The organism is Acinetobacter sp. YH12070, from assembly GCF_013419625.1.
Taxonomy (GTDB): domain Bacteria; phylum Pseudomonadota; class Gammaproteobacteria; order Pseudomonadales; family Moraxellaceae; genus Acinetobacter; species Acinetobacter amyesii.
Window position 1 is genome coordinate 1 of sequence record NZ_VOZT01000045.1, and the last position, 13,391, is coordinate 13,391.

Consider the following 13,391-nt stretch of genomic DNA (forward strand, 5'->3'; position numbering starts at 1 on the left):
GATAATCTTTTTCAGATTCAATCAATAATTGAACCGCTCTATCTCTGATTTCAGGGGTGTATTTTACTTTTTTCATCGGGACATTCTCTCAAGAAAAGTGGTCTCCGACAAACCCGGTACGGTTCACATTTAGGCATAATTTCAATAAATCGGTTGTAACTAATGAGTTTGGGAAAATATGATTTCCAAAATGGAATCAGCATTTGCTGGTAGAAATATTTAAAAAAGCGAAAGCCTGATTGCTGAAACATAATGACGATGGTCATTGCCTCGGACAGACTTAGAGATGATTGTCTTTTCCTATATTTTTGCTTTGTGATGAGTACCTTTTCTAAAGATTCTTCAAAATTATTGCAGAAATCATCAATTGTGCAGAATAATTCGGTAATATGATCCATGAGAAAAGCCTTGTCTTTTAGATTTTGTCTTGATAACCAATATCTTATAAAAGCACAGGCTTTTCTTCTATTTTTTCTTACATCGAACTCAGGTTAGTTTAGCCAGTTGGTATAAATATTAATATATGCAACTTAGCAAGCGACCCTGTGAGTTTCAAATTAAAAATGAGAGGACTTTATTCCCCCTTCTTGAATTTTTTTATCTATTTTTTACATAGTAAAGACTATTATTTTGGGAATATTGGTAACTAAAAAGCCAATTATTTCAGTGAGATAATTGGCTTAAGTGAAGAGTCGTATTATTTGGTTATCCGCTGATCATCCCAATAACATGGCACTACAATCAAATTATTTTCATGTAACCGCGACCATAATCGGACACCTAAATCCCGCTGTATATTCTGTAATGTGAAATTGGAAATTAGCAGCGTCGACTTCATGTTGTCGTAACGACTATATAAGACCTTATGCACCATTTCTAGGCGTTTCTCATGCCGGTCATGCAGGCCATATTCATCAATCACTAATAAATCAAAACTGGAGAAATGCTCGATAACTTCCTTTTCAGAGCGTGAAGCATCTGACCAAGTGTCCATCATTTTTTGAGCAATTTCTGCACTGGTATAGTAGCGTGCAGATTTTGTACTGTTATGCAGAATGTTGCGAATAATTGATGCACTCAGATGGGTTTTACCTGTACCCGGTGTACCAATCATCAACATGTTCGGGTTGTGATCAGAAATAATCTGCTGTGCAAAAGCCTGACATAGTTTGATGGCATTGTCTTGTGCAGGACATGCAACTACATAATTCTTGAAGCCACGGTCCAGGTAGCGTTTATTGAGCCCTGAGTTTCTGATTTTCTGTTGTAGCAATCGCTGTTGCAACTCATCTGCATAGGCTGCATGTGAGTGATGGACGGTTTCTTTCGCACACAATTTACAGAGCTTGTGACCAGCAATTTCCATCAAGGGTATATGATGGGTAGGGCAAAGTGTTTCTGTTGTTTCTGCGCAAAACTGGAGCGTTTTAAGCATGGTATTCATGGTCATTCTCCTAAATCCATTTGGAATTTTCTAAAAAAACCTCATTTTTTTCTTCAAAATTTGAAGATGAAGATGAAGATGAAGATGAAGATGAAGATGAAGATGAAGATGAAGATGAAGATGAAGGGCATGGTTCAAGCATGACTTGAGCAATACTCGGGCTATTCTCAAGGGTTGCTTGAGCATTTACTTTTCGTTGCTTGGCTGATGCTTGAGCATTACTGGCGGATTTCCCCCAACGTGCTTGAGCTGCATTTTTAGCTTTATCAGATTTCATTTGCTGATTTTGCAATGCCTGGCTTTTTAAACTGGTTAAAAAACTTGAATGAATCTGCTCAGATTCGACTTCAAACAATTCCAGGGCTATTAGTGTATTCAACAAGGTTTTAGCCTTGGTATGTTGCGATAATTTTGTGATGCTACATATTGTTGCTAGGTCATGAGGAATAGCACCATTTTTCCAGAAATCCATCATTAACAGCAGTGCTGCACCAATTTGTTCTGCTGTCATTCGTGCAAATTTCGCTTGTAAGTCGCCAATATAAAGTGGCATCCAAATTGAAATATCTTTATGCATGTGTTCACCTTTCTTATAGGTATAGAGGGCTAAGGTCATCAATTAGATGACCTTGTATATTTATTTGATCAGGAAGCTAAGCTCATTAACCGGAGACGAGCCTGTTGGGCCAAGTCATCGTAATGGGCTTGCCCTTCATCCAGCATTCGCTGTAACCAGAGTCTCAATGCTTGGTGGTCATCGAAGCATTTATTGATTTCCAGCAAAAAGGCCAGATTGTGCAGTTTGGGAATGTGTAGCTCATGGATTAATTCACGAGCGACCATATCTGCTTCAGGACTGACGACCACACCACCAAAGAAAGCTTTACTATTCATGTGCAAGCTCCTCTGTATTTAGTTTTTCCAACATGGCTTCAAATGCACTACCATCGCGACGCGTAACATTGGGGATGTAACGGCTATAGACACGGAATAGCATTTCAGTCGTTGAATGTCCCAATTGACGTGCGATCCATTCAGGATTTTCTCCTGCCGACAGCCAGAGCGTTGCTGCGGTATGACGTGTTTGATAGGCTCTTCTAGGCTTTAATCCTAGAAAGCGTAAGATCGGATGCCAGACACGTTTATTCACCAGACGGTAATCGAGAGGTCCACCGTCACGATTACAGAATACAAAATCTGATTTACCATTATTTAAGCTTTTCTGTTGCAGAAAGGCTTGATAAACCCGATCACTCATTTGGATCGTGCGGTCAGAACCATAGGTTTTGGTTCCACCCAGTTCCCCATTCACCAAGGCCTCACGAATATGGATTTCCCGACGTTGCAAGTCCACATTTTTCCATTGCAACCCATCAATTTCACTGGTGCGCATACCTGTGAAAAATCGAACAGTATAATAAGGCTTAAAATCATCACGAACTGTGGCCAAGATTGCATGTACTTCCTCTAATGAAAAAGGCGTGACTTCAATTTTTCCTTGCTTTAAGTTCTTGATATTCTTATAAGGACTGTCAAAGTCATATCGTTCGGCAGCACTATCGAGTATCATGCGAAGTGCTATCATAATCTGGTTGATTCTTGATGGTGAAAGGCATTCTTGGTTTTTCCCGTGAGTCACTTTGGCGAGGGATGAACGGAATCCAAGAATGTCTGACTTTTTGATATTAATAACCGGAATTGTGCCAAAAAAAGGAATTAAGTACTTTCTGATCACAATTTGAATTTTTTCCTTGTAGCTTGTACGCCATTCTATTTCTTTATCAGTGAACCAGATTTCACAGAACTTAGAAAATAGAGGTGTTTTTGAGCTGATTTCATTTACTCTGTTTTCTGCATTTTTGATTTCTTTTAAACGAGAACTTTTTGGAAAGTATTTAGCATAGTCAAAAATACCCAATAAGATTTCTGCTTCCATTCGTTCAATCACTTTTTCAAGCTTTTTTCGATTTTGAGTATTGTCTTCAAGAGCGGTGGTTTCACGGCAACGAATATTTAAGTATCGAAAATCGACACATAACTTACCGTACCTAGTACGAATAGCAGCCATAAATATGTTCTCCTTACTGAAGTTGTAGGCTATGTAACGAGCCTAAAGTGGTTTTAGTCATATCTTCTTCAATACGCTCCCATACATATAAAATTTTGCGCCCACCAAAAGGGCGAATGTAATGAATGCCCTCGATCAAAACGCTATCCTTTAACTGATTACGGATGGTACGTTCGTTATAATGGATTCGTTCTGCCAATTCTTTTGTAGTAATATAAGTAAGATTCATATTTGTATCCTTTAATAAAGTATCACAATGATGTTATTTAAGACCACAATGCGATAATAAATGCATTTAATACATCATGCAAGTACTTTATTACACAATGGTGGTAATTAATGATAGTTTGCAACTTACCAGTTCTTTTGGCAGAACGAAGAATAAAAGTGGCTGATGTGGCGCGTGAAACGGGGATGAGTAAAACGACGCTGCATAAGTTATATAATGGCCAATCCACTCGCATAGATTTTGAGACGATTGAAAAACTATGTTTATTATTAAATGTAGATGTGGGTGATCTATTGAAATTAGAAAAAAATTGAATTTAATTTATTGAAATTAAAAGTTATTATGTATTTAAAAAGGTGACCAAATTTGGTCACCTTTTTTTAAAGCTATGCTGAGAACTCCATTTGGTGCAATTGAGATTGTTATTAATCTGAGATTTAGTAGGTTGCTTTAAACAAGTTTCTATTGCTTACGGTGACCAAATTTGGTCACCGTAAGCAATTTTAGAAAAGATGAACTAGCGTGAGTGATCTTTAAGAATGTATTTTTAATTTAGAGATGCAGAGGCATAATAAGTTGAAAAATCTGACAGGGCTTTGATTTATAAAAGAGGTTTATAGGCACTTTTGGGTCACTTTGGGTCACCATTTATATTTTTGCAGAATGAATGACCTAATTTTTGAGTAGTGAGTAAGAGGTGGATGCATTAAAAAATATAATAAAATCAAAAATAAAAAAGCCCCCATCTTTCGATGAGGGCTTCTTGAATTTGGAGCGGGAAAGGAGACTCGAACTCCCGACCCCAACCTTGGCAAGGTTATGCTCTACCAACTGAGCTATTCCCGCGGAGTCTATCCTGTTTTTTTACTAAAAAACTGAATCGAAAAAAATTTGGAGCGGGAAAGGAGACTCGAACTCCCGACCCCAACCTTGGCAAGGTTATGCTCTACCAACTGAGCTATTCCCGCGGAGTCTATCCAATTTTTTAAATAAAAAACCGAATGAAAAAATTTTGAGCGGGAAAGGAGACTCGAACTCCCGACCCCAACCTTGGCAAGGTTATGCTCTACCAACTGAGCTATTCCCGCATAGCCACGTATAATACATTAAGGATTTTTCAGGTCAATAACTTTATGAAAAACTGTGCATCGTTTGCATAAAATAAAAACAATTTGTTTGAAAATTGGAAGATTTTTGCAGGTCGAAGGCTTCCATTTTGATGAAATCATGCAATTCAAATGGTTTCAGCAACTTTGCGACACAAGAACTTGAACAAATACAGGCTATACTAAGACCAGTTGAACCTTTTTTTGAATTTGGGAGAGCCGTTTTGAGTTTAGAACAGCAATTAATTGAGCGTCTACAGACATTAGCGCCTACACATCTTGAAGTGGTGAATGAGTCCGCAGGTCATGGAGGTTATTTCCCAGGTAAAGAGTCGCATTTTAAAGCAGTGATCGTGAGTGAGGTATTTGCAGGTTTGCGTTTGGTGCAACGTCATCAAAAAGTCTATGCCGCAGCCGGTGATTTACTTAGTCCGGGGCAAATTCATGCCTTGGCCATTCATGCGTTTTTACCCGAAGAATGGAAAGGTCAAGACACCACTAGCCCTGAATGTGCGCATGCACCTAAGTCATCTTAAGGTGAGCCATGGAAACGCAATTAATCATTAAAATCATTCATATGTGTGGTGTGGCTTTAGGCTGTGCTGCCATTTTCATTCGTGCTTTTACGTTGTTTAAAGGGACGCAGGGCAATTTACCCAATCCGGCAGGGCGGAAGTTTTTTGTTGCTTTGCAACATGGCTCAATGACATTAATTGCCGTGACTGGAATTATCTTATTGTTTATGAAGAACTTTGATGTGCAGCCATGGTTCTATGCCAAAGTTGTGCTGTTTTTGGTGCTGCTGTCTTCTTTATCTAAAGCGTATAAAAAAGATGACAGTATTTTATTGGTTCAGCGCCGTGCGGGCTTATTTATTGCAGCTATTGCACTTATTTTCATCATTACATTGGTTATAATCAAACCAGTTTTTGGATAAATGGCTTATCCACATGGCCGATTTCAAGGCTTGAGTAGAAAAACAAAGATTAGAGGGTTTTGAATGCGTACGCGTGTGGTATTTAACCAAAAAGTTTTCGGGCATGGATCTTTTTATGCATAATTGTGTCAATCTCTTCTTTTAGTTCATTCGAATAGATATTTGATAGTCTTATTGAGAAAGCATAGGTAATTATCTATGCTTTTATTTAGTGAGTTAATTTTGTATTTTACAAAAGCTAATACAGCACTGAGTGATCTAATGATTTGAACTCTGAAAACTATTATAAGAATTAGCATAGTATTTAGGTTGTATATTAACGTTTCACACTTTTATTCACATCATCTCGTTGCCTTTAATTCATTTGATCCTTTCATTTTCACATCTAAAATTTAAGACTGATATAATTCAACAATTTTTATGTTTTCTGCTTCAGTCTTATGAAACTCATCGATAATATTAACAACATATTAGGCTCAGATATTGGAGAAAATCTCAGTAGTAAGTCTAGACTAAAGATTGCTGCTTCATACTTTTCCATTTATGCATATGCTGCTTTAAAAAAAGAACTAGAAAAAATCGAAGAGCTGCAATTTGTGTTTACGTCACCAACCTTTGTTGCGGATAATGTGACAGATAAGCTAAAGAAAGAGAAACGTGAATTTGTGATTCCAAAGCAAGACCGTGAAAGCAGTCTATACGGGACAGAATTTGAAATTCACTTAAAAAATCAGTTATCGCAAAAGGCAATTGCTAAAGAGTGTGCAGATTGGATACGACGAAAAGCAATATTTAAGTCGAATAACAGCAATGCACCGATGCAAGAATTCATCAGTATTCAAAAACCTGAGCAGTCCTTAACCTATATGCCTATTCAAGGGTTTACCCCGATGGGACTCGGTTTTGAAAAAGGCAATGCGATTTCCAATATGGTGAACTGCTTTGATGAGCAGCCGATGGTGCAAACCTATATTCAGCTATTCAATCAAATTTGGAATGATCCCTCAAAAGTTGAAGATGTCACCAGTGAAATTATTCGACACATTGAGTCTGTATATCAGGAAAATCCCCCTGAACGCATTTATTTCTTAATGCTTTACAACATCTTCAAAGACTTCTTGGAAGATATCAATGCAGATGTCATGCCGAATGATCTCACAGGTTATCAGGATACCTTGGTATGGAATAAGCTGTTTAATTTCCAAAAAGATGCAGCCGTAGGCATTATCAATAAACTTGAAACCTACAATGGCTGTATCTTGGCGGATAGTGTGGGGTTAGGTAAGACATTTACTGCCTTGGCTGTGATCAAATACTACGAATTACGAAACAAGAGTGTTCTAGTTTTATGCCCTAAGAAATTGGGAGCGAACTGGACGAATTATAACGCCAATTTAGTCACGAACATTTTTGCCAAAGACCGTTTTAGCTACGATGTGCTGTATCACACCGATCTCTCTCGTAAGGGTGGTGAAACCCTAGGTATAGATTTGGCGAAAATCAATTGGGGCAACTATGACTTAGTTGTGATTGATGAGTCGCATAACTTCCGCAACCGTGGCACGTTCAAGGATCGTGAAACACGTTATGACCGCTTAATGAATCAAGTGATTCGTCAGGGCGTGAAAACCAAAGTGTTGATGTTATCTGCTACGCCAGTAAATAATCACTTTACTGACCTCAAGAATCAGCTCGCCCTTGCCTATGAAGGCAATGCAGCTCTATTGGAAAATAAGCTCGATACTGAACGTGATATCGAAACCATATTCCGTAGAGCACAGGCCAGCTTTAATGCCTGGGCAAAACTAGATCCTGCCCAACGGACAACTCAAGCGATTCTGAACCTTCTAGATTTCGATTTCTTTAAGCTTTTGGATAGCGTGACAATTGCTCGTTCAAGAAAACACATTCAAACTTTCTATGACACCAAAGATATTGGACAGTTCCCTCAACGACTCAAGCCGATTTCATTCCGTTGTGCATTATCGACAGATCAGGATAGTGTTTCTCTGAATCAAATTTATGCAGATCTGTCTTTAATCAAGATGTCAGTCTATGCACCAGTCAGCTATATCTTTCCAAGTGCTATAAAAAAGTATGAAGAAATTTTTGATACTCGTGTAGAAGGCAAAGGTAAATTAAGACAGGTAGACCGTGAAAAAAGTTTACAGGCCTTGATGACGGTCAATTTGCTGAAACGCCTAGAAAGTTCTGTCCATGCGTTTAGGCTGACGCTCAACGTTTTAAAGAAAAATATTGAAAATGTACTCGCTAAAATTGCGGACTTTGAAGCTCGTCAGGCGGATGATGAAGTCAGTATTTCACCCGACTTTGGCTATGATGAGGATGAAAATGGTGAGTTACTTAATACTGAAGACCTTATTGGCAATAAGCTAAAAATTCATTTGGCTGATATGGATCTGTTGAGCTGGAAAACGGATCTAGATGGTGACTACCACATTATTCTCGGTTTACTGCGAATGATTCAGCCAATTAATGCTGAAAAGGATGCCAAACTACAACATCTCAAAAAGCATGTTGTTGAAAAAATTCAGAACCCAATTAATGCCAATAACCGTAAAGTCATCATATTTACTGCCTTTGCGGATACAGCGAATTATATCTATGAACATATTGCTCCGATCCTGCTAGAAACCTATGGTCTGCACAGTGCCAAAGTGATCGGCAGTGATAATAATTCAACGATCAAGACCAGAGTGGGAAGTCGTCAAAGTTATGATATGCAGGGCTTACTGACTCTATTCTCTCCACAATCAAAGCAAAAAGCAGACATATTTCCTGAAGAATCCAGAGAAATTGATGTGCTCATTGCAACGGACTGTATTTCTGAAGGACAAAACTTACAGGACTGTGATTATTTGATTAATTTCGATATTCACTGGAATCCTGTACGTATCATTCAACGCTTTGGGCGTGTGGATCGTATTGGCTCATCAAACAGCGTCATTCAGCTCGTTAATTACTGGCCTGATATTAGTCTGGATGAATATATTAACTTGCGAGAACGGGTCGAGAATCGCATGGTGATCGTCGATATGACCAGTACGGGAGATGATAACGTTCTCAGTGCTCAAGCCAATGATATTGCCTATCGTCGTGAACAATTGCAAAAGCTACAAACTGAAGTACTAGACTTGGAAGATGCCAATACAGGGGTTTCTATTACCGATTTAGGTCTAAATGACTTCCGTATGGATTTGCTTGGCTATATGGAAGAGCATCCTGAATTGGAGCGATTACCGAATGGATTACATACTGTTGTGCCTGCACAGCCAGAACTCGGTTTAAATACAGGAGTCATTTTTACCCTAAGAGCACGACATCCTGAGTCGCCTAACAGCCAAAGCAACCGTTTATATCCATATTACTTAGTTTATATTAATCAAGGCGGTGAAGTCGTTTATGACTACACCCAAGCCAAATATTTATTGGATATAGCACGTAAAGCATGTCGAGGAAAAGATCATCCGATTCCTGAAGCGTATGAAAAGTTTAATGAGAAAACCAATGATGGACGAGATATGAGCCAATATTCAGAATTGTTGGATATTGTGATTCATACCATTCAGGACGTAAAAGCTGAGAAGGATATTGATAGCCTGTTTTCAGGCTTGACTACATCAGCGTTGGTAGATGTGGTTTCTGGATTAAACGACTTTGAGCTGATTAGCTTTATTGTGATTGAAGAACCTTAAGCATGAAGTTATACAAGTTTCCGCAGCAGGCTAAAGTGGATCGGTTAATTCCGAAAAATAAGTTTTATGAACAAGGAAAAGCCAATACCAAGATAGAACAGCTATTTGTTAATCAAGTGGAAAATATACGGTGGGCGTACAAGTTGGCTTCATCTACAATTCACCTCCAAGATCAGGAAGATTTGAAGGAAATTCAAATCTTTCGAGTAAAAAGTCGGGTTGAAGATTTAGATGTGTCAATTCTATCTTTCATTGATAAACTCATTCTCACTCCAATTATTTTTGAAGTTGTTTATCAGGATAAAGTGAAAGTTGTTGCAACCTATAAGCGTTTGAATCAAGCAGATAAAACTAAAGCGGTGATAGGTCAATATTATGCTTCTGAGTGGTTGGAAGATGCAGATCGTGTTGAATTGCCGCTTTACTTAAAACTGGCTGATCTATATGAACATTTCATCGCACAGATATTGCCGATTACATCAAGCGAAGATTCAGGAGACGATGATGAATCTGTTTCCATTGAACTTAAATTGCAAAAAGCTCAACAGCTTGAAAGCTTGCAAAAGCAGCTTGATAAGCTGAAATCCAAGTTGAGAACTGAAAAACAGTTTAATCGGAAGGTTGAATTAAATAAAAAAGTGAGTGAATTAGAATCGCAACTCACTCAAGTAAGAAAGGGGTAAGCATGTTAGATAAAGGAATTCAAGAAATTGCGCAAGATACAGTGGATATTCTTGCTGATATTTCAAATAAAGCAAAAGATGCATTACAACTGTCAGGTTATTCACAGGATGTAATTACTGCTAACTCATTTACTGATAATGCTTTTTTGGCTTTAGAAACTGCTTCTGATTCTATTCGACGTGACAGTTTAGTTTTAGCACGTGAACCTGTATTTATGCGTGTGGATTTGGAAGATGTTGACGGAAATTATTGTCGGAGTATTTATATTTCACAGGTTGCTCCACCAACAGGCTTGAGTGTTTGGCGGACAAAACTGATTGATTTTGTTAGTTATCGTGCCCCTATGGGGCGAATTGCATCTTTATCGCCAGGTGCAGATTTTCCGTTTAAGGAACAAGAATATTATATTGGTCAAAAAATTAAATTTACACCACGCCAAGTTGAACAATTGTGGGATGGATTTGCAGTTGAAATTTTTTCAGAAGAAGAAAAAATTAACCTAGAGTCTTTTAGAGCATTGCTTGATAATTTAGAAGAGCAAGGTATAGATGTAGAAGCATATTTACAAGCAATTGCCGAAGAAGAACAGACCACAGCAGGTAAAATTAAAAATTTGACCCGTAATATACGCTCAGGCATGTCTTTACGTAACCAAGCAGCGCTTGATGAATACCAAGATGAAATTTTTCGTTTACCCGTAAACTCACAACGTATTATTTTAGGGCCACCAGGTACAGGTAAAACCACAACTTTAATTAAACGTCTAGGACAAAAACTTGATAAATCTCAAGGAGTACTATCTGAGCTTGAAGAAGGACTTTTAAAAAAATTAGGTAGGGATGGTCAGGGATTTAATGATTGGCTGATGTTTACGCCTTCAGAGCTATTAAAAGAATATTTATTTAAAGCATTTAATATAGAAGGCATAGCCATTAGAGATAATCTAAAGACCTGGTTAGATTATTCTAAAAATATTGCACGTAAGAACTTTAGCATTTTAAGAAGCTCGACAAATGGCTCAGGATTCTCGATAGAAACAAGTGAAAATATCAAACAACAATATGTTGATGATCCACAGTTTTTATATAGTAGTTTTCAATCTTATATAGAAAATGCTTTAAATTTAGAGTTAAACAACGGCATTAAAATTTTACAGCAAGCCTCGGGTTTAAATGATGAAAAACTCATTGTAAAAATTCGTAACATTATTGAAAGTGATACGAAAGTATTGAATAAATATCGCCAACTTTTTGAACTAGAAAATCAAATTAAAAAAATGATCGAAAGTGAAAAATTAGTGAGCGATAAAATTATACAAGAAGAGCGGAATTTACTTTTTAACATAAATAAAGGTATTTTTAAAGAATTAGCTCGATTTTTAAATAACTTCAAAAATGTAGATGCTGAAGAAGATGATGAAGAGGCTGATTACGATGATGATGAAGTAGAAGCTGGCTCTATCACGCATTCACAAGAAGCAAAATCTTTAGTCGAATATCAAAAGTTTTTAAAAAAATTAGCACGTTATCACTATTTGAAAAAAACGTTTAAGAAAGGTAGTAAGGATGCCAAAATTGCTGAATGGTTAGGGGAAAAGCTTCCTTCAGATGAGCGATTACTACAATTGGGGCGAAGTATTACTTTACAAAATGGTTTACGTCATAACCTAAACTGTTGGAAACGTGTTTATAAAAAACCTGTAGGATTGTATAAAAAATTTAGGAAAGAAGAGCATTACCAACATTTTTATAGCAAAGAAAAATTAGAGATACAAAAGATCTCACAAGCAGAATTAGATTTAATTTTGTTGGTGATTTTACGTAATTTAAAAGATTTGTTGAAAGAGCCATACATTGTTAGAAACCTTAATGAAATTGCTTTTCAAGAGCTTAAGGGTTTACGTGAAGGTTTGTTTAAAGACCAAATTATGGTGGATGAAGCCACAGATTTTTCTGCGCTACAACTTGCTTGTATGCAAGCCATGACGAATCCATTACTTAATTCATTTTTTGCGTGTGGTGACTTTAACCAACGATTAACTACACAAGGGATTAAAGATCTAGTTTTACTCGAGTGGATTTCACCTGATTTAAAAATTGCACGTATTAATACAGTGTATCGTCAGAGTCCAAAATTAAATGAATTTACCCATGCCATTTTAGATTTAATGGATGAACAAGATACACAGGCACGTTCTGAATTGCCAAAGTTTACAGACTTTGAGGGTTTAGCCCCCGTGATTGCAGAATATCATGATGATTTAGATGATATTGCCCACTGGATTACACTGCGTATTAGTGAAATTGAACGCTTAGTCAATACAAATCATGCAGAAGAGCAACTTTTACCTTCTATTGTAGTTTTGGTAAAAGATGAAACTGATGTACAGCCGATGGCGAAAAAACTTACAGAAAATTTAGATGAGTTTAATTTAAAAGCGATTGCATGTTTGCAAGGTCAAAGTGTAGGCAATGCAACGGATGTACGTGTATGTAGTATCGAGTATATTAAAGGGTTAGAGTTTGAGGCTGTATTTTTTGTTGGCGTAGATCAACTGTTACAGCAGTATCCTGATTTATATCAGAAGTTTTTATATGTCGGTGCAACCCGAGCAGCCAATTATTTAGGGGTGACTTGTACTGGTGAGTTGCCATCAGCACTTGAACAATTACGTCCATATTTTGGTGAAAACTGGGATATGGAAAGTTTAGATTTTTAAGATTAAATGATTGAGATGATGAAGATGTCAAACCAAGACCAGTTAAAAATGCACAGCCCTAACCTAGTCGATAGCAACATCGAAAAAATTGCAGCACTATTCCCAAACTGTGTGACGGAAGCACAAGGTGAAAATGGTGAGCTAAAAAAAGCCATTGATTTTGATTTGCTTAAACAAGAACTTTCACAAGTTTTGGTTGAAGGTGAGCAGGAACGCTATCGTCTTGATTGGGTAGGTAAAAAAGAAGCGATTTTAACAGCGAATGCACCAATTGCGAAAACCTTACGTCCATGCCGTGAAGAAAGTGTTAATTTTGATAGCACAGAAAACTTGTTTATTGAAGGTGATAACCTAGAAGCCTTAAAACTTCTGCAAGAGAATTATTTGGGTAAGGTCAAAATGATTTACATTGACCCACCATACTTATATACACCAATGATGAAAATGTAAAAATTAGTTCATAAGTATTTAATATTTTGAATTATATT

Annotated in this window: 11 protein-coding genes, 3 tRNA genes and 2 pseudogenes; 7 read left to right on the forward strand and 9 right to left on the reverse strand. The window is 37.2% G+C overall.

Going from position 1 to position 13,391, the window contains the following annotated elements; all coding sequences use genetic code 11:
* Window positions 1–125: 125 nt before the first annotated feature.
* From FTU17_RS17680 to FTU17_RS12855, 6 genes and pseudogenes are all read right to left on the reverse strand, one after another.
* Window positions 126–398 (reverse strand): annotated as a pseudogene (locus tag FTU17_RS17680) (IS982 family transposase); the annotation flags it as partial.
* A gap of 299 nt (window positions 399–697) precedes the next feature.
* Window positions 698–1,444, reverse strand: coding sequence for an ATP-binding protein (locus tag FTU17_RS12835; RefSeq protein WP_180135646.1), 747 nt, complete (start codon window positions 1,442–1,444; stop codon window positions 698–700).
* Between the two features lie 10 nt (window positions 1,445–1,454).
* Complete coding sequence (locus FTU17_RS12840; protein ID WP_180135647.1) at window positions 1,455–2,021, reverse strand: DUF1376 domain-containing protein; 567 nt, start codon at window positions 2,019–2,021, stop codon at window positions 1,455–1,457.
* Between the two features lie 68 nt (window positions 2,022–2,089).
* The gene (locus FTU17_RS12845; RefSeq protein WP_180135648.1) at window positions 2,090–2,338 is read right to left on the reverse strand and encodes a hypothetical protein; all 249 of its coding nucleotides are present in this window, start codon (window positions 2,336–2,338) and stop codon (window positions 2,090–2,092) included.
* Window positions 2,331–3,512: a site-specific integrase gene (locus FTU17_RS12850; protein ID WP_180135649.1), complete on the reverse strand. Its 1,182-nt coding sequence runs from the start codon at window positions 3,510–3,512 to the stop codon at window positions 2,331–2,333. Before FTU17_RS12850 ends, FTU17_RS12845 begins: the two co-directional genes overlap by 8 nt.
* A gap of 13 nt (window positions 3,513–3,525) precedes the next feature.
* A complete protein-coding gene (locus FTU17_RS12855) occupies window positions 3,526–3,741 on the reverse strand; it encodes a hypothetical protein (RefSeq protein ID WP_001054887.1) in 216 nt (71 codons plus the stop codon).
* 110 nt (window positions 3,742–3,851) lie between these two features.
* Here FTU17_RS12855 and FTU17_RS12860 point away from each other — a divergent pair, with 110 nt between their 5' ends.
* On the forward strand, window positions 3,852–4,055 hold the full coding sequence (locus FTU17_RS12860) for a helix-turn-helix transcriptional regulator (RefSeq protein ID WP_180135650.1): 204 nt from the start codon (window positions 3,852–3,854) through the stop codon (window positions 4,053–4,055).
* 456 nt (window positions 4,056–4,511) lie between these two features.
* Here FTU17_RS12860 and FTU17_RS12865 read toward each other — a convergent pair.
* From FTU17_RS12865 to FTU17_RS12875, 3 genes are all read right to left on the reverse strand, one after another.
* Window positions 4,512–4,587 (reverse strand) — tRNA-Gly (locus FTU17_RS12865).
* 46 nt (window positions 4,588–4,633) lie between these two features.
* A tRNA-Gly gene (locus tag FTU17_RS12870) sits at window positions 4,634–4,709 on the reverse strand.
* Window positions 4,710–4,756: 47 nt separating this feature from the next.
* Window positions 4,757–4,829, reverse strand: a tRNA-Gly gene (locus FTU17_RS12875).
* Window positions 4,830–5,071: 242 nt separating this feature from the next.
* Between FTU17_RS12875 and FTU17_RS12880 the strand changes: the two genes are divergently transcribed.
* The 6 genes and pseudogenes from FTU17_RS12880 to FTU17_RS12905 all read left to right on the forward strand — a co-directional run.
* A complete protein-coding gene (locus tag FTU17_RS12880; protein ID WP_180135658.1) occupies window positions 5,072–5,383 on the forward strand; it encodes a BolA family transcriptional regulator in 312 nt (103 codons plus the stop codon).
* Window positions 5,384–5,391: 8 nt separating this feature from the next.
* Window positions 5,392–5,784 carry a SirB2 family protein gene (locus FTU17_RS12885; protein WP_168378832.1) on the forward strand — a complete coding sequence of 131 codons (393 nt, stop codon included), beginning with the start codon at window positions 5,392–5,394 and terminating at the stop codon, window positions 5,782–5,784.
* A gap of 440 nt (window positions 5,785–6,224) precedes the next feature.
* The gene (locus tag FTU17_RS12890) at window positions 6,225–9,500 is read left to right on the forward strand and encodes a helicase-related protein (RefSeq protein WP_180135651.1); all 3,276 of its coding nucleotides are present in this window, start codon (window positions 6,225–6,227) and stop codon (window positions 9,498–9,500) included.
* Between the two features lie 2 nt (window positions 9,501–9,502).
* Complete coding sequence (locus tag FTU17_RS12895) at window positions 9,503–10,183, forward strand: DUF4391 domain-containing protein (protein WP_180135652.1); 681 nt, start codon at window positions 9,503–9,505, stop codon at window positions 10,181–10,183.
* Between the two features lie 2 nt (window positions 10,184–10,185).
* Window positions 10,186–12,903 carry an ATP-binding domain-containing protein gene (locus tag FTU17_RS12900; RefSeq protein WP_180135653.1) on the forward strand — a complete coding sequence of 906 codons (2,718 nt, stop codon included), beginning with the start codon at window positions 10,186–10,188 and terminating at the stop codon, window positions 12,901–12,903.
* A gap of 24 nt (window positions 12,904–12,927) precedes the next feature.
* Window positions 12,928–13,326 (forward strand): annotated as a pseudogene (locus tag FTU17_RS12905) (site-specific DNA-methyltransferase); the annotation flags it as partial.
* Between the last annotated feature and the right edge of the window lie 65 nt (window positions 13,327–13,391).